Below are 23,081 nucleotides of genomic sequence, written 5' to 3'. Positions count from 1 at the left end.
TATAATTAAAAAAGACTTATGCTTTAGATTTCAAGCATAAGTCTTTTTACTATACCTTGTACAGTTTATTAACTATTAAACTAAATATTCCTTCACGCTCTTTATAAATTATAGGCTGCGAACAGAAGGTTATATAATCTATGTTTACTAAAAACTTATTTAAATTAATAAAGGCTACTATTACAGAAATAAATGATGCTAAAAAGTATCCCACTCCATAATAATTTTGTCCCAGCTTCAAGCTTATAAATGTAAATACTGCATTTAAAATCAAAAACACACTAGTTGAAATAAGTGCCCCTTTTCTATTTTCAAAATACAAATCTATTAATATAATAGTAAACATACTTATAGAACAAAATGCCCCAAGAGTTAAACTCTTAAATATATCTATTGAAATTTGAGACAATCCAACAAAAGGAAGCAAGTAATGACCTAGGGCAATAAAAACTACACTAAAGAAAAGTTGTATTTCCATAAGTCTAAATATTTGTTGGTAAAGCACTGAAATCATGCTCTTTCTAGCATTTGTTATCTCCTTTAAGCTACCGCCTAAGGTAATCTGTGAATAGTACTCCTTATACTTATCATAGAAAGAAGTTTCAAGCGATATTGAAAATATTATAGACGCAGGAAAGGTTGTAAGTAAAGCATAAAACGTAGGTACATCATACATTGTTGCAAAAATGTATGTATGAGAAATAACTTCTTTTAAACTTCCCGACCAAAAAATAAAATTGTGTATATAAAGAGAAACTGTATAAAAAAAGCATATAAGAAAAAGAGAAATATATCTATCAAAGTATTTTAGAAAATCAAAATACCCCTTTTCACTGCTTTTAAAAAATGATTTTATATAAAACATTAGCAAGGTTACTATAATAAATACTCCTATATCAAAACAAAGAAGCGATATTTGTATTGGATTTATGTGTGTAACCTTTAAAATTATAATTCCAAGTACGCCTGAAGTTACAAAACCAATTAAAAAACTTCTTACTATTTTCATATAGTCTTTAAGAGCACTTAAATAAGAGGTTTCTAGCCACATTACTATAAGCCCAATAAAAAGGATATAAGTAAAGAATTTAGTAAAGATATTAATTGGAGATTTATAAAAGAACACAGCTCCTATTACTCCTCCTATGAATACACATATAGATATAACTCCATATAGCGATGGAAGAACCTTATTGTATTCTTTAGCAAAAAGCTTATCAGATATATACCTAGTTATTATCATAGAAAATCCACTTGTTATAATTTGAGAAAAAATAAAACAGTATAGTGTAGAAGCTAGAAATAACTCTTTATCCTTAAACGAAACATTTGCATTTGACATAATAATTTGAAAAAAAGCAATTGCTGCTATACAAAGAAGCTGAGGACCAACTATCACTATTGATGAATACATTAAAGTTCTAAAATCAAGCAGTAAACTTTTATGATTATATAATTTCTTTAATTGAAATCCAACTCCTGCCATTATAATCCTCCTTCATACTTCTTATAAATATCTTTGTATCTATTTATAAACTTTTCAAATGTATATTTTGTAGATGCCCTTTTATATCCATTTTCACCCATACTAAGTCTTAAAGCTTTATCTTTACATAATTTTATAAGAGCATTTCCCATTTTAACATAATTCATTACAGGTACTACAATACCAGCACTTCCAAAATTATCATCGACACCATATATTAACTCACTACAGCTTCCAACATTAGTTGTAACAAAAGGTTTTTTACAAGCCATACCCTCAAGCATTGCAAGAGGTTGTCCCTCACTAATGCTGCTTAAAACCATTATATCCATTTTTCCTATATAGTCTTTTACGTTAGCTCTTCCTGTAAAAATTACATTTTTTAATTCCAATTCACGAACAAGCCTCAAACATTCCTTATAATACTCCTCATCTTCATCTGTTGGACCTATGAGATAAAAGTTACAGTTTTTTATTTCATAGGACACAACTGAAAAGCTTTCAAGCATAGTCTTTACATCCTTTATAGGAACAACTCTTAAAACAGAACCAATATTTATAGTGTTCTCTGTGTCTCTCTCACAAGATATATTTGCAAAGTCTTGTATTGGTATGCCATTTTCAACTATTTCTATCTTGCTAGGCTTACACCCTAATTCAATTTCAATTTCTCTATTTTTATTAAACAAAGTTATAACTTTATCTGCTGTGTCATAACTACACTTAGATAGGGTATAGAAGAATTGAATCCACATATCCTTTAAATAGCCTTTTATCCATTTTGATTTTATAATCTCTTCTTCTCTTTCCCTTGTGTATATTCCATGCTCAGTAATTATAAATGGTTTGTTATACAAAGTTCCAGCTAAACTTCCAGCAATCCCTGCATATCCTGTAGAAACACTGTGATACAAATCTGCTTTTGGCAGCTCATTGCTTACTATATATAAAAGTGGTAGCAGCATAGCCCTTACTCCCCAAAAGAATTCATTAAAAGGTATACTAGGATATTTATCCTCATAAGCAGAAACCACAATATCAAAAAAGTTTTTACTCATAAAAAAATCTGTTGGCTTCTTTAATTCCTTACTTCTTAAAAACTCATATAAAATATTAAAGTTTACCTCTCCACCAATAATAAGATTTTTTATTGATTCCTCTCCTGAAGTACCTATTGGATAGCTTTTCTGCAATGACGACTTTTGCTTTAAAATATAATCCAAAAAAATTTCTTTTACTTCTACAACATTACTTGGAATTTCATACTTAAAATTCCCTTTAGATTTTTCCTCTGCAACAATACAATAAAGTACGAATTCATGCTCTGGCATTTGTTTTATAAGCATATGAACCCAACTGGATACTCCACCTGTAACATGCGGATAACTTCCCTCACAAATTAAACAAATTTTCATAAATACTCACCTACTTAATATTAATGGAGAACTTCTCTTTATTAGCCGTTATAAGATATACTCCTGTATCAATTTTTTCAATTTCACAACTGCCATCTGAATAAATATCTTTATTGCTTCTGAAAATAAATTTATCGCCTTTTTCAAAGTTTTTACAGTAAATATCTATAGAATCCTTATTATATTTTATAAACGGCTCTAGATCACTATAGCTTTTTTCTGAATTAGACGCTTCTGAAGCTGTAGATGCAGTTAACCATGGAAATTTTTTGTATATATTATACATAAGACTATTATAATTTTTTAAAAGCTGTTCCCAGTTCTTACCTTGGCTTCTTTTTGCATCTAGTATATCGTCTGGATGAATAAAGTGAGAAAATACCCCAACTGAAGTTAAGCCATTATAAGCCTTCCATATGGTTTCTTCATCATCATAGTATCCAGAGGTTATTCTTGGGAGCTCACAAATTCCATTTTTAATTTCGAATTCCTGAACGTAGGTGTCTTTATAATAATCATCAGTATAAATAGATGATATAGTTTTCAAATTAGGCATTGCTTTTAAAATAGCCTTTTTACCATCAGGACTTAGCACATTCGAAGGTGGAACATAAACCTTAAAAGCATAATTTTTAAATAATGAAGCTGAATACCTACTAACCTCTTCAACCGCTTTTACCATATTTTCTTCACTTGCCCAAGGCTTATAACCTAGAGGTTCCTTAATATAATCTTTAGGAGCAAGAGATTGATGGTTGTATCCATGTATGCCCAATTCTCCTCCACTTTTCACAAGTTCACTTCCATATAATATAAAATCATTAGCATTGCTTGTCTTGGTTGAAAAAGGTGGAGTTGTATTATTGTTATAGTCCTCTATTATTGAGCCTGTATATTTCAAGTTATAAAGCCTTGAACCTTTTAGTACATCTGGCCACCAAACCTTACGGTAAAAATCAGCTGTAGTGATTCCATATTCCTTATATATGGAACTATTATACCCTGAAGGAATTGGTGCAGGAAAATCATCTATATAGGTTAATTTTGCATCTATAATAGGATAAATATAATTTGGAACTAGTAAACTAATAGCACCAGTAATAATTCCTCTCTGGTCTTTCTTAGCTAAAATTGTTCCATTAAACACCATAATATTTCCACTACCAAACTTTGTTTGCCACATCATTGGAATTTTATTATCTGAAATTCCGAGTAGTTTGGAGTTATTATTTAAAGTTACTTTTAAAGAGTAGTCAGATACTATATCTTTACTAACATTAACACCATTACCCTTTATAAGAACATTAGAAAGAAGCGTCATTCCATCAGATTCACCCATATCACTTACGGTTTTTATACCTATTTCATTTGATATACTTGATAGTGCATCCCCCATTACAGGTCTTTCAGCAAATAACACATTTCCTCCATTTTGAGCATAATTCATCACTGATGATAAACTTTTAAAATCATCAATGTCCTCAAATGTCAATATTACTGCTCTATATGAAGGATCAACCGTTTGGACATTATTTTTTTCTTCTACTACTGCAGTTTTTTTCATGTATTTTAACATCTGTTCAATATTATTTTTAATTTCACTGCTATTTTGCTCATTCTTATCAAACAAAATCAAAAACTTTTCTTTTTCAGTATTTGAAGGAATTTTCGCTGATGTATAAGAAATTTTATTCGTTATTCCTTTGTCATTCTTAAAGAAATTCATTACAAAATTAAGACGTAATATTTGAAAGAATACAGCTATACATAACACTATAGTAAGCATTATCCTAATATTTCTTTTAATATTCATTTCCTTCACCTGCTATCCAAAATCTTACTGTATTTAAAGTATCGCTGCTAAACTTTATATTTGATTCCATCAATTTTTTTAAAGTTTTTTTGAAGTTAATGTGATCATTAAGTAAATAATAAATTTTCATAAACATAATATAAGGTTTTTCATTATTTTTATGGTTATCGTAAAAAACCGTGCAATATTTTTTAGCAGAATTAAAATTCTCAAGTTCAATATCGCAGTCTATCTTTTTTACAAAATACTCAGCATCTGATTTATTAATTAAAAGTAATTCTCCTAATTTTTCTGAATACAGCTGCTTATATTTATTTAAATTATGTCCCTCTAGAAATCCACTGTCTATGTATTGTTTAAGTATATTTAAATACGATATAAGTATCTCTATATTATTTTTATCCTTTTCATACCTTACAGCTTCCTTTTGGATATTTTCTATAAAATAATTCTTTATTTCTGTAATTGCGCTTGCTGCATAATGAGACACCTCTGTATCATCATTCTCCAAGGCCTTTTCTAAAATTGAAATATGCTTCATTGGATTATCTTTAACCAAATTAATTAATAGTTCTCTTTTAACTTTATTGCTATTTAAAATAAAAGCTTCACTAATAGGTACTAGATCCTTTTGCTTATTAAAGTTTGACATTTTAAAATGTGTATTTTCTAAAGTACTTTTTATATAATCCTCATAATCTGATAATGCTTTATCCGATTTATAATTTTTCTTATCCAAAATATAAATAATAAGAAAATATACTATACCAAAACAAGGAATAAATAAAACTACCAATAATCTATAAAGTAACTCTTCTTTTGAAGTATTCTTAATATGCATATATACATAAAATATTAGGCAAATTAAAAGATGAATTATTAAAAACTTATACATATCAATATAGATCCTCCATTACTTCAGCATTTAATCCACTTTTGGAAATCCTCATTAACACTTTCTCAGATTTAATCTTGTCTGTATTTGATAAAATAACATAAATATAATTCCCCTCACCAAGTCCTATTAAATCATCGTCTCTTATGCTTAAAGAAAGTTTATTAAAGTTTTCTTCATAAGAAAGATTATTATCTTTAATTCTCAAAAGAGTAAAATTTATTCCAGAGATTTCCTTGTTTCTAATTTTATCGGTTAAAACTTTTTTAAACTCTTTAGTAGTTAGTATTTCCGTATTAGGTATATATTTATTTCTAGCTGCTATTTCATCATATTTTAATGCCTTACCTATAGCATTTGAAATCAAATCAACTAGGGCCTTAAACAAATTCTCATAATGGAGAGTTAGCTTTTCAAATTTAACATCATACACAGATATAATAGCCTTTACATTATCATTAATTATTACTGGAGCAACCATTGTAGGCAGTTTAGGATTTAGAGTTCTATTAATAAATACTGTTTTACTTTTTATAGCCTGATTTATCTCTCTAAATTGATCTAGATTAACTGAATAAGGCAAACTAAAGTTTTCACTGCTGGATTTGGCTTTAAGTCTAAGATATTTCCCATCTCTATCCAATATATATATTGATGATTTCAATGTATTTAAAAGCTTATCTATTATCCTAATAGAACCAAAGTATATATCATTGACTTCCAAACTATCTAAAGCTTTTGTTGTATTATAAATATTTACAAAGCTGTTCTCCGAACCAATAATTTGTTCTTCTAATTCTTCCTTTGCATTTCTTGTTTCATTATAAATTGTTTCTAGAAACTTATATTTATTGTTAAGAGTATCAATTTTTAATTCTTTAATTTTAGAATTTCTTTTATAAACATCCGCAGCATATCCACAAACTGCCCCAATTATAATATAACTTAATACATGCGGAAGGTTTGTAGGATCATATAAAATTGTAACTACACTATACCCCGTGTTTAATAACAAATAGAAATATAAGCCACAAGAAAAGATTACCGATAATGATGCCTGCTTCATTCCATACATAATGGACATAATTATTATATACATATAACAAATATCCGCAAAACCACTGGAAAATGGATCCTTAACTTTAAGTATGCTAAAAGTCAAGAAGAAAATAAGAAGCATAAATAATATATTCTCAAAATAAGGTAGATATTTAAATAACGTTCTTTTTTTTGTCTTAGCCTTAGATGTATCACTAACTGTTTCACTTAGGCTACAATTTTTCTTATACCAATCATAGGTTTTTTCCAAGGCTGCTCTAAAAGAATATTTAGTATCCCATCCTAGTTCTGTTTTTGCCTTTGAGTTATCTAATTTTGATTTTTTTATATCCCCAGAACGATTTAATCTGTAATTTACCTTTCTTATTGGATGAAATTCCTCTAAGGTGTCTATTAATTCATTCAAAGAATGCTCCGTATTTGTAGAGATATTAAGTACTCCAGTATAATCACTTTCTAGAGCTTTATATATAGCATCAACAACATCTTCAACATATATAAAATCTCTTGTTTGAGTTCCATCACCAAATCTATCTATTTCAGAACTTTTAAGAGCTTTATTTATAAATAAAGCTACCACATTGCCTTCTCCTTTTATACTTTGTCTTGGACCAAATACATTTGAAATTCTAAGAGATATTGTTTTCAGCCCATAAATCTCGAACCATTTTTGAGTATAGAATTCCCCAACATATTTATTTACTGCATAAGGTGATAGCGGATTTATCTCAGCTTCCTCTTTAATAGTAAGATTATTATTGCCATAGACTGAAGCAGAAGACGCAAATATAAATCTTTTCACTCCATATTTAGAGGAAAAGTTTAGCAAATTAGTAATTCCCTTAACTGATGGTGTTAATTCAAATGAAGAAGCTTCAGCATTAGTATTGACTACTGGAGATGAAAGATCAATGACAGCATCAAATTTATTTGCCTTAAACACTTCTTCACAACTTTCGCTTTCAATTGATAAATTATAAAACTTATGTGGTACTGTAACATTTTTTAAATTTCCAGTAGAAAGATTATCTATTATATATGTTTTATGCCCTTCTTTATAAAGTCTCTCAACAACATGGGAGCCTATGAACCCACAGCCTCCTACTATTAGTATCCTCATAATTCCCTCCTAGGTTTTCGACAAATAATGTGCAAAACTCAACAAATTGTATAATAATTATATCAAATATGTTGAGTCATTTCAAAGAAACCATTATGTTATTTAACAAAAGCGAGAAAGGATACAAAAAATAGCCCTGTTAAAGGCTTTATGCATAAAATATTTAATTTAAGCTCCACTAAACAAAAATAAGAAGTGAATTAAAAAATCCACTTCTTATTTTTATACTATAAACCCTATTCTACCTTTAAAGCTTTTTTCTCTAATCTAGTATAAACTTCTTTTCGAAGTAAAACGTAAGCTACTGAAAATAAAGGAATAGACATAATCATGCCTGGAACTCCCAAAACTTTTCCTCCTAAAGTTATTGCTACTAATACTAAAATAGATGGTAACCCTACAGAATTTCCTACAATCTTTGGATAAATAAAATTATCCTCAACCTGCTTAATTGCTAAGAAAACAAATACAAAAACACCTGCTTTTATAGGGTTAAATATTAAAAGCAATAACACACTTAAAACAAATCCTATAATTGAACCTATCATAGGTATAACTGAAAAAAAGGCAATTATTATACTAACTTCAATCGCATATGGAAGCTTTAAAATTGTCATTACAATAAAAAACATAACTCCTAAAATTATAGATACAGTACATTGACCAGTAATAAAATTTGAAAAAGTATTACTAGTAAGTTTTAATACTTCTAAAGCTGAATCTACCTTTTGCTTCTTAAAAAAAGCATACAATACCATTTTTACTTGAGTGCCTAATTTATTCTTTTGCGCCAATATGTATATTGAAAATATAAATGACAATACAAATTCGATGGCAGTACTAGCAAAAGTAGTTGCCGCACCTAATGTTGACATAAAAACTGAACTAGCACCTGTAATAATAGTGATTTTTACTTTATTTAAAATTCCATTCCAATCTATATTCAGATTATTAACCAAACTCGTTACATTTTTAGACATCCAACTATTTTCATTAACGAATTTCTGAAATGCAGTTATAGAATTATCAAAAGCGTTTGGTAATATTTTAATAGTTTGAATTATATTAGGTATAATTATTGCTGAAATCAATGCAAAAATGCCTATTATAAGAATACATGAAGCTACTATACTAATGCTTATATTATATTTTCTAACTACTTTTCCTATGAATTTAATTTTGCAATTAAGCAGCTTCTTCGAAAAAAATGTAACTGGTATATTAAGAATAAATGCAATACATCCTCCTAAAATGAAAGGAAAAAATATCGAGTATATATTATTTATTATTCCTCTTACATCATTACCGTAGTTAAGTAGGAAATACATTAAAATCGCAATAAATACTAAAATAGTAATTTTGCTTTTAATTCTTTCTTCCAATTTCATAGTATTACATACTCCTTCTTAAATAATTGTTTTATCATAATATTAACTATATCATTATTTATAATTTCTGCCTACCCAAATACAGTTGAAAAAGTTTATATAATGTTGATTAATTAAATCCATCAATTTTTAATATCCTTTTAAATTTTTCAAAACAAAACTAGTTTAGTTACTTGCAGAGCTTTCAATTGAACACTATACTATATTAAGTAGTATAGTTTCTTTATAAAAACTCATGAAATGAGAGGGTTAAATATGAATAAAAAGGATATATTAGAATTAAAAAGACGTTTTAAAAAAGACGAGTGTACCTTTACTAGAATGTGCGGTTGTTATGTAGATGCACAAAAAAATATCGTATTAAAAATTAATGAAACCTTTTTAAATCTAAGGGACGAAGAATTCTTTAAATATTTAGAGATTGCTAAAAAAGCTTTATCTGGAACAGTTGGAAATAACCTTCTAGAACTTAACTTTCCCCTTGATGGCGAAAATATGGATAGTCGGCAGCTTTCTTTGTTAAGCCTTAAAAAAAGTGCATTAAAAGACGCTGCTCTTCTCGACAGCTTTTATAACTTAATTATAGATAGTTATGATTATGCAGGTAATTTCTTAATACTTATTTTTCATGACGCTTATGATGTTATGACTAAAACTACAGATAATTCTAAATTAGATGAATCTGAAGAAATATACGAATACTTATTATGCGCAATATGTCCAGTATCACTTTCAAAAGCAGCTCTTGGATATCTTGAAGATGAAAATAGAATTGGAGCACGCAATAGGGACTGGATAGTCGGGCCGCCAGATCTTGGATTTGTATTCCCAGCCTTTACAGACCGCAGTACTGACATTCACTCTATTATGTACTATACGAAAAATGCAAAGGATACTCATCCTGAATTAATGGAACAAGCCTTAGGGTGTAGCTCTAAACAAACTGCTACTGAACAAAAAGAAGCATTTAATACCATTATTCGTAAAGCTATTGGCAGTGATGATGCTAAATCTGATCATTTATTTATGGAAATTCAAGAGACTCTTAATAACATAGTTGATGAAAATAGTACCGTTAATGGTACTGATGCTGAGCCTGTAATTTTAACTAATGATAACATTCAGGATATTCTAGTTGAAAGCGGAATTCCTGAAGAAATCACTGAGAAAATTGAAAAATCCTATAAAGAAGAGTTCGCTGATACTCCTCCTGTAGTAGAAAATTTAATAGATAAAAAAGCACTGGCAGCAAATGAACAAAGAAAAAAGGAAAAGAGACTCGAACAAAAAGTACAAGTATTAGAAGAAAGACTTGAACAAACAAAGAAAGAAATTGTAGAAGATTCAGACAAAGAATCGGTATTAGAAGAAAAAATTAATATACCAGAAGAAGCAGCCACTGATACTACTTTAGAGGAGGATTCCAATTCTGAAATAGCACCTGATAATCAGTCTGATCCAAGCTATGATATTGTTCTTAAGGTAAAGCCTGAAAAAGTACCCGAAATAAAATCACAAATAATTGACGGCAAGAAATGCATTGTAATTCCTCTAGAAGAAAATGAACAAGCTAATGTAAATGGCGTCGATGCCTTACTTTAAAAAAATCCCACTAATTTTTATATTAGTGGGATTTCTAATGTTTGTCCTATTCTTTTCTCAAAATATCTACGGTATGTGCACTTGCTCCTAAAAGCTCCGGTCTTTCACATGTGGAAAAATGATAATCAAGAAAAAGATTAAAGGTATCTTCATCCATAGCATTTAAAACAGGTCTCATATAATTAGCAGGTCCATCTGCTGCAATCAATTTTATTCTCTTTAAGTTTACTTCCTTATCTAACCTGTTAATATCTTCAATCCTTACATAATCGTATAAATCCTTTGGCTCTGCTATAACATGAAATTTACTATCAAGCTTACCGTTATCAACACATTCTCGAATATTGTTCTCCTTAAAACCATAGGTTATTACACTATATTCATTCATACAATATGCTACTAGAATAACGCCTCCAACTTTGGTTACTCTTTTTGCTTCTTTAAGTGCTTTCACCTTATCTTCAAAGGTATATAAATGATACATTGGTCCAAATACCAACGTTATGTCAAAGGTATTTTCAGAAAATCTTGATAAATCTAGTGCTGTCCCCTGCATTGCCTTTACTGTACTTCCTTTTGATCTTAAAACTCCTAAATTATGCTTTACAAGTTCGATAGCCGTAACATCGTAGCCTTCGTTTGCCAACTGCACAGAATACCTGCCTGTACCCGCACCAACATCTAAAATTTTTGCATTCGCATTATCTCCTATATATTCATGAATATATTTCATTGAAGTTAAATATTCAACTTGTCCATATTTTCTTGTTAATCTTTTGTCCTCGCAAAATTTATTGTAGTACTTTTCCAATTCAGTTACCATATCTTTATGCTCCTCACCCATTATTATATTAGAAATCTTCAACTACAAAAATCGTCCTTCGTATTCTACAGAAATATTATACTATGTAAATTCTCTATATGCCATAATTTTTGAAATTGATACTTAGAAATACATCAATCCAAATTTGTAAAAGCATCATCATAGGCATAACCCACGATGATGCTTTATAATTCCTATTCTTGCAATTCTTCTACTTTTGAAACCTTACCCTTGTGTATACCAAAAGCAAAATATGCTATAGTAACGATAGCACAGAATACAGCACCAATAAACAAAGGAATCTGAGTTGATGAATTAAAGCACATACCAATTAAAACTAAGCAAAGATATGCTACTACAATATAATTAGCATATGGAAAAAGCCTTGATTTAAAAGGATGCATCTTCATTTCTTCTGCATGCTCTTTCCTGAATTTTATTTGGCTAATGCATAATACAAACCAAGGAGCCATTCCTGGAAGCACACTTGCACTATAGATATAAACAAATAGTTTTGAATTTGGATATATATAGTTTAATATCACACCTATAAGTAAACAAACTAAAGTTGTTCTTATACCATTTGCTGGTACACCATCCTTGTTTAATTTCCCTAAAAATTTAGGTGCTTGACCATTTGTAGCTAATGTATAGAGCATACGACCACAGCTGTAAATTCCACTGTTACAACCGGACATTGCTGCTGTAAGTACTACAAAATTTATAATACCGGCCGCTGCTGCAATACCAATTTTAGCAAAAGTTAAAACAGATGGACTGCCAAGTGTACTAATCTTGTCCCATGGATAAATAGTTACAATTACAAATATAGCACCAACGTAAAAGATTAGTATACGCCAAATAATATTTTTAGTTGCTTTTCTTAATGTATTTTTAGGATCCTGTGCCTCTCCTGCTGTAATTCCAATAAGCTCTACTCCTTGATATGATGCCGTTACCATACATAAAGCAAACAACCAACCTTTTAACCCACCAGCAAAGAAACCTCCATGAGCTGTAAGATTTTTAAATCCAATAGGCACACCATGATTACCAATACCAAAGAAAATCAAACCCACTCCAACTATAAGCATAACTACAATAGTTACAACCTTAATTAAAGAAAACCAAAATTCAAATTCACCGTAAAATTTAACTGAAGCCATATTAGCAGCGGCAAGAATAGCCACACCAATTAATGCTGGAATCCAAGCTGGTAAAGCCGGAAACCAAAACTTCACGTAAATTCCTATAGCTGTTATTTCAGACATACCAACAGCTATCCACATAAACCAGTAACACCAAGCTGTTATATATCCAGCTAAAGGAGATATATATTTATTTGCGTAATTTGCAAAGGATCCTGCTAATGGTTCTAGATAAAGCATTTCTCCCATAATTCTCATAATTATGTACATAGCTATACCTGCTACTCCGTAAGCTAACAGCACTGATGGTCCTGCCCATTTAATTGTACTAGCTGATCCCATGAACAAGCCTACCCCAATTGTACCACCTAAAGCTATTAGCTCAATATGACGTGCTTTTAGCCCTCGTGACAACTCTTTTTTTTCCAACTGAATGTCCCCCTTCAAAAATGTCTATCAATAAAATGTTTTTTTTATGCAGACACTTGTTTGTTATTCTAATAATATATTATCACAATTTTTAGTTTTTTTCATTTTTTTCTTCATTTTTTTCTATCGTTTTGAGTTTAAATTTAAGTAATATCATTATAAATACCTTAAAGACTAATATTATTTCATTAATAAAACAAACATATTTGCCTTATACTATATTTAGAAATTAAATTGGAGGTACATAGAATGAAGATTGTTGTTGCTAGTGATCATGCTGGTTTTTCTCTAAAGGAAGAAGTGAAAAAATTTCTAGAAGATGGTGGTCATGAAATTTTAGACTTTGGAACTCATAATACAAATCCCTCTCACCTATCTGACTATATTTACCCAGCAGCTTTATCACTTTCAGAAGGCAAGGCAGAACGTGGAATTTTTATTGATGGTGTTGGTTATGGCAGTGCTCTAATTGCAAATAAAATATATGGCGTGTATGCAGCAGTTTGCCAGGATCCATTTTGTGCTAAACTCGCTCGCTCACACTCTAATACAAATGCTCTTTGCATTGGCGCAAAAATAATAGGTTCTGCCATAGCCCTTGAAACCATAAATACGTGGATGAATACTGATTTCCTAGGTGATATTGAAAAATATAAAATTCGTGTAGATAAGGTAACTAAAATTTCTGAAAAGCATTTAAAGAAACTTTCTGAAATTTAAATTTATAAAGGGCTGCAAGGTTTTAAATTGCAGCCCTTTTGTATTGTTTATATTAAAAATAATAAAGTTACTTTTACATACCACGTTACACCGTAATACATTTCCTAACTGCTTTCTTTATTTTTCAATTTTGTTAATTGAATATTCAATTAATTTATTTGCAAAATTTTTTTCCATACTGTGAAGGAATGTATAAATGAAAAAACCAACTGCTGCTCCTAGAACGCATGATATTAATATATCAACTGCATTAAACCTTAACATTGCTGTTACAATATAAATGATATAAGCATTTAATGGCAAAAACAAGATTGAAGTTACAAATCCAGGAACATAATGTTTGAATTCTAATACACCCTTAAAATGAGCTGTTATAAAATGAGCTGTTATAGTAAATATGAACCCATACCAAACATGGTAATCGTTAAAAATGATAGAAATTAGTGTTATTAACGAAAGAATTACAAATATTATTTCTACTCCTATTGAAAATTCATCTGTACTTTTAAAATGTGAAAATGGCTTCTTTTTCATTGCGGAAGCATCAAGACAATACTGATACTTCTGTCTCCAAACCTTAACGAATATAATCTCCTCAAAATCATGAATCATAAAAAGGATAGGAAGTAACCAGGCAATAGCATTCATTTTGTTCATATAAATCATCTCCTAATAAGTTTCAAATCGTGTCACACATGTGAATCACAGTCACACATGTGACATTTATTTCTAAACATAGTATAATAATATCTATAAATAATATCAATACTATTCGAACAAGTGCTACATATAAAGAAATCTGTGACACTTTAGGAGGGATAATTTGAAACAGAAAACAAATCGTATTGCAGAACAATCCAAGAAATGGCTGGTTCAAGCCCTATTAGATTTAATGAGAGAAAAACCATACTCGAGTATTTCAGTTAAAGAAATAGCAGATAGAGCACAGCTGTCAAGAAGAACTTTTTATCGTAATTTTAAAATAAAAGAAGACTTATTATCTGAGTATTTTAATTATTTATTTGAGGACTATACAGAATCTTTAAAAGAGCTTACAGTACTCTCTATTAATGACGTTCTTATTACTTATTTTGAATTTTGGAATAAACATATTAATGAATTGAAACTACTAAAACAAAATCATTTATTTTATTTAATTATGGAGCAGGCAAACTCATTTATACCTAATATTAATAAATTTGAAAACGTTAAATGGCATGATTACGATAATCACACTGAAGAAGAATATATAGGACTTTATAGTATAGGTGGGCTTTGGAATGTCTTATCTAATTGGATAGATCGTACAGATAGACAATCACCTCAAGAAATGGCTCAAATAATTATAAAAGCATTCCGTAATTTTTCTAAATCAATTTAGGTTAATGCTTTAAAGAATAGTAATGAGATGAATTTATTACAGCTTAAGAATTGTTTTATTCAGTAGTCTCTCAAACCACCTTTGGGTAAGCCTTTTTAAGCTCCATTAATATTTTCTTATCTTAGCTCACAATAAAAAGTGCTTATTCCATAAGAATTAGCGCTTTTTCACATATAAAATTAATGAAAAGTAAAAACAATTTACTTTATTAATTTGTCACTTAATATTGAATCTATTAACATTGCCATATCATCAGGTGTTTCCTTTGCACCATCTTGCAGCCATTTAACAAGTATATTCCAAAAACCTCCGGCACTAAAGAATAATACATACTCAAGCATTCTATCATTAAACTTTTCTATTTTATTTTCATTAACCTCTTTATGAATCATAGGTAAATATTGATTAAATCTTTGCAATAAAAGGTGCAGAAGATTATTTTTTTCCATTAATATTAGAAAGTCTAAATGTTTACTCCAAAAAGTAAAGTAAACTTTAGCACCATTATGTATTGTTAAATACTCATTTTTTAATAGATTAATATATTCATCTATTAGCCCTTTTATATACATATCCAATACATCTTCCTTAGACGCAAAATTTCGATAGAACGTCCGTCTTCCAAGTTGAGCTGTATAAGCTATTTCTGTTATTGTTATTTTTTCATATGGTTTTTCAGCCAACAGCTTTAACATGGCTTCTGTTATCCATTTTCTTGACTGCATTGCAATTTTATTGATTTTAGATTTTTCTTTCATAAGCTTCTCCCTTGAATTTTGATGACACATTTTTTTCTATTTGTAGCACTTAAAGCAAATCTATTGATTTTCCTTCTGATGGATATTATACTAAAAAGCATCAAGCAGCACAAATGTGTCACTTAATTGATAATTAAAGGAGGTTTATATTATGAAAACATTATTTACTATTATATGGCTCTTTCCAATAATCTTCATGATTCATGACTTTGAGGAAATCTTAATGATTAATGTATGGCAAGAAAAAAACAAACAATATATTCAAAGTAGGAAGGGTAAATACATTCCGTATAATTTTAATGGTTCTACTGCCTCAATAGCTTTTGGAGTAGCTTTGGAATTTGTAATCATATCAGCACTTACTACAATTTGTTACTTACTTAGCAGTTTTATTGCATGGTTTGGATTTTTTACTGCTTTCACATTACACCTAATATTTCACATTATTATGACTATAAATTTTAAAAAATATGTTCCTGGAGTAGCAACAAGTATAATTTTTATTCCTCTTTGTTTTTTTATGCTTCATAAAGTTACTAACAATATTCTACCTAATTACAATGTCCTAACCTTATCTTTTTCCATACTAATTAGTATATTAATAATGATTAGTATAATATTTGTTCTACATAAAGCAGTAAAACACTTCAACCTTTGGCTAAAAATGTACAAAACTAACTCTATATAAAACTCTCTCTTTTATTGATAATAATAAACAAACTCACGAGAAGAATTCCTAAACTCCGTTGGTGTCATTCCCCTTTTATCAGTAAATTGTCTTATGAAATAAGTGTCATACTCAAAGCCAGCAGCTCGTGCAATTTCATTTAAGCTCATATCTGTATGAGTTAAAAGACTTTCTGCCATCTTTAATCTATATGTCAACAAGTATCCCATGGCAGTGTATCCAGTTAATTCCTTAAACATTTTATTTAGGGACACTCTATTTAAATGAGCACATCTTGTTAAGTCCTCTAAACTTATTCTATCACTATAGTTTGTATGTATATATTCTAAAACTCAATCAACAGGTGACTGCTCTCCGTTTTTATTCAGTTCCTCAAGCAAACCTAATATTTGTATTAAATATTTTTTTATTCTGCACACCCAAAGAGAATCGCTCTGTGCATGTACTTCTGTTCCCATAATAAAGAACCATTCATATAGTTTAGGATAAGCCTTCTCAGTTACAGTATATACTCCATTATTTTTATTATCCTTTTTAAAAAGAGAAAGTCCTGTTTCTATCTTTAAGCTATTTGACATATATCCTGTTTCCTCAGAAAAATAAGCTGTATTAAAGAAATCTGGATGAAAGCTGAATGACTGTGAAGCTAAATTATTCTTTTCAAAAATTTGTATTTTATCGTCTTTTGACAAACAAAGAATACTTGGAGCTACAACTTTTATTGGATAGGCATTAAGTTTCAAATTCACACTTCCATTTGTTACAAAAACTATCGTAAATCTCGCCTTATACGGAAGTTTATTAAAATCCTCCTCTGCATTAAATTCAATATATACAGATCTATTCTTGTAACGGTCCATTTGAGGCATAAACATTCCTCCATTAACAAATAGTATAGTTTAAAGCTTCATTTATCTCATTGTATCATAATTTATAAATGATAAACTATTGTTAATACTTAAATGTTATGAAAGGAGAATTATTATGTCTATAAAACGTTTCAATATTAAAGTATCTGATGAAGTACTTAATAATTTAAAATCCAGATTAAAGAATGTTAAATGGCCTGATCAATTAGAAGACCTAGGCTTTGAAAGAGGCACTGACTTAAACTATTTAAAATCTCTTGTATCCTATTGGATAGAGGACTTTGATTGGCGTGCACAAGAAACCGAACTAAATAGTTTTTCTCAGTTTCATTGTAAAATAGATGGGATAGATATTCATTTTATACATGAGCACGGTAAGGGACCTAACCCTATTCCAATTATCTTAACCCATGGATGGCCCGATAGTTACATACGTTACAAAAAGCTTATACCATTACTCACTGACCCTGCAAAGTATGGTGGTAACCCAGAAGATTCATTTGATGTCATTGTCCCCTCTCTACCTGGTTTTGGATTTTCCGGCAAACCTAAGTATGGCGGAATGAACAATTCAAATGTTTCTGAACTTTGGGCAAAACTAATGACTGAAAAACTTGGATATAATAAATTCGCCGCCGCCGGAGGTGATGTTGGTTCTGGGGTTACAAGATATCTTGCATTAAACCATCCTGAACTTCTAATAGGAATTCATCTAACGGATGTTGGTATTATCAAAGCTTTAATGACTTCACAAGGTAATCTAAAACTTTCTGGAGAAGAAGTACAATATAAGAAAAATGCCTCTAAGTGGATTTCTGAAGAAGGTGCTTATATGTCTATTCAATCCACAAAACCTCAGACTCTTGCATATGGACTTTCAGACTCTCCAGTGGGACTAGCAGCTTGGATTATCGAAAAATTTCGTGCCTGGAGCGATTGTAAAGGCAACTTAAGTAGAAGCTTTAACATGGATGAACTTCTCACTAATATAATGATTTATTGGGTTACAAATACCATTGGCTCATCAGTAAATATATATTATGAAAATACACATTCTTTGCCTTCACTGAGTTATATTGATGTGCCAACAGGCATGGCTATCTTCCCAGCTGATATATTGCTTCCGCCTAAAGAATGGGTCGAACGCAATTTAAATATAACTCGATGGACTACAATGCCTAGAGGCGGACATTTTACTGCCATGGAAGAACCTGAGCTTCTAGCAGAAGAAATTCGAGCATTCTTTAAACCATATAGGTGATTATCTTTTCTTCTTTAATGAAAAAACCACCAGCTGCTCGGCTGTCTTTTTCAAGGGATACCATACCAGCTACAGCTACTGCATATCCTGCTAATGGTGATTCCTCCAATAAAGCTATATATGCTTTAGCTTATAACAGTTCCAAAGCCGTTCTCAATATGCTTACTCTAACTCTTTCAAAGGAACTATTAGATACTAACATTAAATTTAATTCAGCAAGCTGCAGAGATTATAGTAAAACTTGCCACTCTAGATGAAAACGGACCTACAGGAGGATTTTTCGATAAAACTAGAACTGTTCCATGGTAAGAATAATGTTTAACGCAATATGTACCTATGTACTATTGTCCAAAGTCATATGTTTTAAAACCTGCATTTACAATATGAAAATTGCTATATACAAAAATATAAAACCCTTTTCTAAATATCTAAACACTAAAAAACAACCCACAACAATTTGTGTGGGTTGTTTTTTAGTGGAGGCGAATCGTGACCTTTGAAATCCACAACAACTATATAATCATTTTTAGTATTACAGCATTATATTTATTAACAATAATTTCCATATTGATTATTTAGTTTTTAGTCCTTGTTTATTAATAGCGCCTTTAACTTTAGGATAATAAACAGATTGATAAATTGTTGAAGTAAAAGTACTCCAATTTATTTCTTTCTCAGCTCTTCCAATTTCCTTTAGATATTTATTCATCTGTTCGTCATAAACATTAATTGAATCTTCAACAGCTTTTATATCATAACTCTCATTATGCCTAAAACTTTCAAAAGGAACCCTAGGTTTTTTATGTGATTCATCAGCCGGATATCCAACTACTAAACCTACCATTGGAAAAGTATATTTAGGTAATCCTAATATTTCTATAACTTCTTCTGGATTTTTTCTGATACCACCAATAGGCACTGTGCCAAGTCCAAGGGATTCGGCAGCAACAACAGAAGCTCCTAAAGCTATTCCAACATCTACAGACCCTGCAAGAATACCTTCTATATCTTCATGAATTACCTGCTTAAGACCAGTTTTTTCACCTGCAAGATAAGTTCTATAAAAATCCATCACAAATACTAAGAATACTGGAGCTTTTGCAACATATTCTTGATTACCAACAAGTTCTGCTAATTTTTCTCTCTTCTTTTTATCTCTTACAACTATAACAGATGTTTGTTGTCCATTGATTGAGTTAGGCATAGCCTGAGCACTTTTAACAATTTCATCGATTAAATCATTTGGCACCTCTTTATCTAGATATTGTCTTATTGATCTATGATTTTTCATTGTATCTATTGTATTATTCATAATAAATTTCCTCCTATTTTAAATTATTTTATATAGCTCAATTTACTTTTTAACTATATCTATTTGTTCACTCCTAGTTGTTATAAGCCAATAACTTATGCTCCAAAAATGTTCTTCCCATAATTGTTTTTTTATAATCTGGAATTCTTTTTTTAGTCTACTACTGGCACTTTTATACGCATTTAATTCCGCCCATTTAGTTAAATTTATCTGTTATATTATCATAATATATCTATAAATAATTATGATGTAGCTAAAATTAAAAGAGTTATTGCTAATACGGCTAAACCACCTTGCTTTATCAAAATATTTTTATTAGATGTAATCGCTCCATACATAGCAGCAATAATTACACATCCTTTGCACATTCATAATCTTATTTCCTCGTAATTCTCCATCTTTACGTAAACATCTGTGTCAAACTTTATTTGTTGCAATTTAATTGTACACAACTAAATTTCAATTGTCAATATATTATTTTCTTGCAAATGATAAATTAAAATTCATCCATATATTTTCGCTTTAAATAGGGAAAAAACCCTCGACATCCGTCGAGGGTTTTCATAGTGGAGGCGAGGGGAATCGAACCCCTGTCCGAAAATGGTTTCATTTAAGCATCTCCGAGTGCAGTTTGTATTTTAACATTCCCTCCATGAAACGCCTACAAACAAGCTTTTCACTTCAGTAGCTTCATAAATTCCGTTCCTTACTCAAAGCTTTGTAAGGCTCGGTTCCCCGCTGTCGACGCCAGACTCTGAGTCGCGGGACTCTCAGGCTGACGTTAGCTGACTACGCAGCTAAAGCTAAATTATTTTCGTTATCCTTTATTTTTAAGGCCTATAGTTTTTTAACGCGGGTCCACAGGTTCCCTCGACTCGCTTCTCAAACGTAACATCATCCCCGTCGAAACCAAAAGCGCCCCCATATTATAGTATTTAACCTTAAACTCGAAAGTTATACACAAGTTTAAAATTAAAAGGCACAAAACTGTGAATAAACACAAAGTTTCATGTGGATAACGTTAAGCTTTTTACTTGTTTTAAATCGTAATAATGATTATATCACATTTAATTTTATTTGCAAGTACTTTAATTTAGATAAATAAATTATTTAAGATGTCATATGCACTTGCGACGATTATTATGATACTCCAATACTTTAATAATTTCAAGTATAATTTATCTTCATATAATAACAAAATGTAGAGAATGTACACAGTATTTTGCTAAATAACTATGTACATTCAAAACTTGTGTACTATTAAAATGTATAGTTATATGAAGGTGAATCCGTAGCTGCTGTTTGCCAATAGGTAAATGAATACTTTATTGTGTCTCCTGCTTTAAGTCCTGTAACATTTTGCTCCCATCTATTTTGGATGCTATTATACGTCATGTCTATAATTAAGCTGATTTTGTGAATTAACTACATAATGTACATCTGCCCACGCTGCACTGGGTGATGGAGAAAACCATATTACAGCACTATTATCACCAGTTTTTGTTACTCCATAAGAGGTATCTACTGGTGTTGGTGTAGGAGTTGGTATTGCGGAATTCAAATATTCCCCAGTGAATGGATTCCACCTACTTGAAGCAATTATAAACCATCCTGTACTAGATACACAATTTTCTTGAGCCATATGCCAATAATTATTATTTGTTCCCATAAGTGAATATGGAATTCCTCCAAGAGATTCTCCACTTGACGTACTTTGCTTCTTCATTATGTCATCTATTATACTGTCTGCCTTACTTGTATTTCCCTGCATATAATAAGCACATGACATGAATGCTGAGCCTTCGAACCATATATCAGGACCTTTTAATCCCATGGATGCATCTGAGCTATAAGGCACATTGTCGCTTTCCCAATCAAAATCATATAAAGTCATAGTTTTTCCGTTATCAGCAGCAGTTAAAGTCTCAACATATTTAGGATTACTAAGTGTACCTACTCCAGACGCGTTACCTTTTGCATTTTCTATATAAGCTAAACTTGAAGCATAATTATGAGGATTACTGGCACCACTTAAGGCCATAACTCCCCACGGATTAACATCAAGAGGAACATACGGATCTACTGTTTGAGTATCATTTTTGAAACCTCCGTGAAACCTATTGTTTGTATTATCCCATTCTATATTATCTAAAAAACTCTTAACTCTATTCTGCGCTGATTCATATACTGAACTTTTATCTGGAGTTGTACTTGAAAAATATTTAAGAGCTGCATACGCATCTATATTTTCCTCTGTACCTGACCAAGTAACTGGCTGCCAAACTCCTGATGCATATGTTTGCCCACCCGAAATACCTCCATTAGGTTTTTGAAATTGAAGTGCCCAATCAATATATTTAGTAGCCATTGAGTGAAAGGAAGTGTCTCCTGTTATTTTTTCATAGTTCATTACTGCTAAGCATATCCACATTCCAGGTCCAACATTTTTTATAAGTTCTTGACCCGATAGGTTATTATTCCAATATGAGTTACACCATGACCCATCACTGCCCTGTATTTTACTCATAAGCGTAAGAACATTTTTAGTTCTATTTGTATCACCCTTTAATAAGAATGCAATAGCAGCAACCCCTTGATCATAAGTATAACTTATCTGTTTAGGTAAATTAGGTCCCCAATAATCTTCAAAACTGTCAACCATACCACTCGGAAGACCTGTACCATCTAATTTTGCAGAATCCTGCTGAGTTTTTAACCAAGTGTATGCATTATCTGAAGCTGTTTTATATTTTGTCTCTACTACTGGGATGTCAGAAGTTTTAGCCATTAACTGTGGTGGCAAGATACCTATGAAACTTAAAGTAAAAGCAGCACTTACTATTAAGCTCAACTTAGTTCTAACTTTTTTCAATTCAATCCCTCCAAAATATATATTAGAGTAAACCATCATGTT

General features: G+C 30.5%; 19 protein-coding genes, 1 other RNA gene and 2 pseudogenes. 5 read left to right on the top strand and 17 right to left on the bottom strand.

The features are described 5' to 3' along the window. Nucleotides 1-49: 49 nt before the first annotated feature. The 6 genes from pelG to CA_RS03945 form a co-directional block, all read right to left on the bottom strand. Nucleotides 50-1,486 (bottom strand): exopolysaccharide Pel transporter PelG, encoded by a 1,437-nt coding sequence (gene pelG / locus CA_RS03970; protein ID WP_010964053.1) that lies wholly within the window; start codon nucleotides 1,484-1,486, stop codon nucleotides 50-52. Further along, nucleotides 1,486-2,901: a GT4 family glycosyltransferase PelF gene (gene pelF / locus CA_RS03965; RefSeq protein WP_010964052.1), complete on the bottom strand. Its 1,416-nt coding sequence runs from the start codon at nucleotides 2,899-2,901 to the stop codon at nucleotides 1,486-1,488. Before pelF ends, pelG begins: the two co-directional genes overlap by 1 nt. 10 nt (nucleotides 2,902-2,911) lie before the next feature. Then, on the bottom strand, nucleotides 2,912-4,714 hold the full coding sequence (locus CA_RS03960; protein WP_010964051.1) for a DUF2194 domain-containing protein: 1,803 nt from the start codon (nucleotides 4,712-4,714) through the stop codon (nucleotides 2,912-2,914). After that, complete coding sequence (locus CA_RS03955) at nucleotides 4,704-5,609, bottom strand: hypothetical protein (RefSeq protein ID WP_010964050.1); 906 nt, start codon at nucleotides 5,607-5,609, stop codon at nucleotides 4,704-4,706. The genes CA_RS03960 and CA_RS03955 overlap by 11 nt, the downstream gene beginning before the upstream one ends. Before the next feature lies 1 nt (nucleotide 5,610). Beyond that, nucleotides 5,611-7,788: an NAD-dependent epimerase/dehydratase family protein gene (locus tag CA_RS03950; RefSeq protein ID WP_010964049.1), complete on the bottom strand. Its 2,178-nt coding sequence runs from the start codon at nucleotides 7,786-7,788 to the stop codon at nucleotides 5,611-5,613. A 236-nt stretch (nucleotides 7,789-8,024) separates the two neighbouring features. Then, nucleotides 8,025-9,176 carry an AI-2E family transporter gene (locus CA_RS03945; RefSeq protein WP_010964048.1) on the bottom strand — a complete coding sequence of 384 codons (1,152 nt, stop codon included), beginning with the start codon at nucleotides 9,174-9,176 and terminating at the stop codon, nucleotides 8,025-8,027. A gap of 255 nt (nucleotides 9,177-9,431) precedes the next feature. Between CA_RS03945 and CA_RS03940 the strand changes: the two genes are divergently transcribed. Then, nucleotides 9,432-10,778 (top strand): DUF4317 domain-containing protein, encoded by a 1,347-nt coding sequence (locus CA_RS03940; protein ID WP_010964047.1) that lies wholly within the window; start codon nucleotides 9,432-9,434, stop codon nucleotides 10,776-10,778. A 46-nt stretch (nucleotides 10,779-10,824) separates the two neighbouring features. Here CA_RS03940 and CA_RS03935 read toward each other — a convergent pair whose 3' ends face one another. Continuing rightward, nucleotides 10,825-11,601, bottom strand: coding sequence for a class I SAM-dependent methyltransferase (locus CA_RS03935; protein ID WP_043943610.1), 777 nt, complete (start codon nucleotides 11,599-11,601; stop codon nucleotides 10,825-10,827). Nucleotides 11,602-11,795: 194 nt separating this feature from the next. Further along, on the bottom strand, nucleotides 11,796-13,178 hold the full coding sequence (locus CA_RS03930) for an amino acid permease (protein WP_010964045.1): 1,383 nt from the start codon (nucleotides 13,176-13,178) through the stop codon (nucleotides 11,796-11,798). Nucleotides 13,179-13,427: 249 nt separating this feature from the next. Here CA_RS03930 and CA_RS03925 point away from each other — a divergent pair, with 249 nt between their 5' ends. Further along, on the top strand, nucleotides 13,428-13,898 hold the full coding sequence (locus tag CA_RS03925) for an RpiB/LacA/LacB family sugar-phosphate isomerase (protein ID WP_010964044.1): 471 nt from the start codon (nucleotides 13,428-13,430) through the stop codon (nucleotides 13,896-13,898). A gap of 117 nt (nucleotides 13,899-14,015) precedes the next feature. Here CA_RS03925 and CA_RS03920 read toward each other — a convergent pair whose 3' ends face one another. Next, nucleotides 14,016-14,555: an HXXEE domain-containing protein gene (locus CA_RS03920; RefSeq protein WP_010964043.1), complete on the bottom strand. Its 540-nt coding sequence runs from the start codon at nucleotides 14,553-14,555 to the stop codon at nucleotides 14,016-14,018. 166 nt (nucleotides 14,556-14,721) lie between these two features. Here CA_RS03920 and CA_RS03915 point away from each other — a divergent pair, with 166 nt between their 5' ends. Then, the gene (locus CA_RS03915) at nucleotides 14,722-15,279 is read left to right on the top strand and encodes a TetR/AcrR family transcriptional regulator (RefSeq protein ID WP_010964042.1); all 558 of its coding nucleotides are present in this window, start codon (nucleotides 14,722-14,724) and stop codon (nucleotides 15,277-15,279) included. A 200-nt stretch (nucleotides 15,280-15,479) separates the two neighbouring features. Here the strand turns inward: CA_RS03915 and CA_RS03910 are convergent, their stop codons facing one another. Next, nucleotides 15,480-16,037, bottom strand: coding sequence for a TetR/AcrR family transcriptional regulator (locus CA_RS03910; RefSeq protein WP_010964041.1), 558 nt, complete (start codon nucleotides 16,035-16,037; stop codon nucleotides 15,480-15,482). 151 nt (nucleotides 16,038-16,188) lie between these two features. On the opposite strand from CA_RS03910, the gene CA_RS03905 reads away from it, so the two are divergent. Beyond that, nucleotides 16,189-16,725 carry an HXXEE domain-containing protein gene (locus CA_RS03905; RefSeq protein ID WP_010964040.1) on the top strand — a complete coding sequence of 179 codons (537 nt, stop codon included), beginning with the start codon at nucleotides 16,189-16,191 and terminating at the stop codon, nucleotides 16,723-16,725. An 11-nt stretch (nucleotides 16,726-16,736) separates the two neighbouring features. On the opposite strand, the pseudogene CA_RS03900 reads toward CA_RS03905, so the two are convergent. After that, nucleotides 16,737-17,594, bottom strand: a pseudogene (locus tag CA_RS03900) (helix-turn-helix domain-containing protein). A gap of 115 nt (nucleotides 17,595-17,709) precedes the next feature. Between CA_RS03900 and CA_RS03895 the strand changes: the two are divergent. Beyond that, a complete protein-coding gene (locus CA_RS03895; protein ID WP_010964038.1) occupies nucleotides 17,710-18,855 on the top strand; it encodes an epoxide hydrolase family protein in 1,146 nt (381 codons plus the stop codon). Nucleotides 18,856-19,426: 571 nt separating this feature from the next. Here the strand turns inward: CA_RS03895 and CA_RS03885 are convergent. The 6 genes and pseudogenes from CA_RS03885 to CA_RS03865 form a co-directional block, all read right to left on the bottom strand. Beyond that, nucleotides 19,427-20,167 (bottom strand): NADPH-dependent oxidoreductase, encoded by a 741-nt coding sequence (locus tag CA_RS03885; RefSeq protein ID WP_010964037.1) that lies wholly within the window; start codon nucleotides 20,165-20,167, stop codon nucleotides 19,427-19,429. 42 nt (nucleotides 20,168-20,209) lie between these two features. Further along, a pseudogene (locus CA_RS03880) lies at nucleotides 20,210-20,353 on the bottom strand (transposase); the annotation flags it as partial. 56 nt (nucleotides 20,354-20,409) lie between these two features. Next, nucleotides 20,410-20,535 carry a DUF1304 family protein gene (locus CA_RS03875; RefSeq protein WP_241393852.1) on the bottom strand — a complete coding sequence of 42 codons (126 nt, stop codon included), beginning with the start codon at nucleotides 20,533-20,535 and terminating at the stop codon, nucleotides 20,410-20,412. A gap of 196 nt (nucleotides 20,536-20,731) precedes the next feature. Continuing rightward, nucleotides 20,732-21,090, bottom strand: a transfer-messenger RNA (tmRNA) gene (gene ssrA / locus CA_RS03870). A gap of 337 nt (nucleotides 21,091-21,427) precedes the next feature. Continuing rightward, nucleotides 21,428-21,562: a hypothetical protein gene (locus CA_RS20445; RefSeq protein ID WP_423191768.1), complete on the bottom strand. Its 135-nt coding sequence runs from the start codon at nucleotides 21,560-21,562 to the stop codon at nucleotides 21,428-21,430. Beyond that, on the bottom strand, nucleotides 21,552-23,039 hold the full coding sequence (locus CA_RS03865) for a hypothetical protein (RefSeq protein WP_242663042.1): 1,488 nt from the start codon (nucleotides 23,037-23,039) through the stop codon (nucleotides 21,552-21,554). The genes CA_RS20445 and CA_RS03865 overlap by 11 nt, the downstream gene beginning before the upstream one ends. Between the last annotated feature and the right edge of the window lie 42 nt (nucleotides 23,040-23,081).

Source organism: Clostridium acetobutylicum ATCC 824 (assembly GCF_000008765.1).
Lineage (GTDB): Bacteria > Bacillota > Clostridia > Clostridiales > Clostridiaceae > Clostridium_S > Clostridium_S acetobutylicum.
This window is presented reverse-complemented; position numbering and strand designations above follow the sequence as displayed.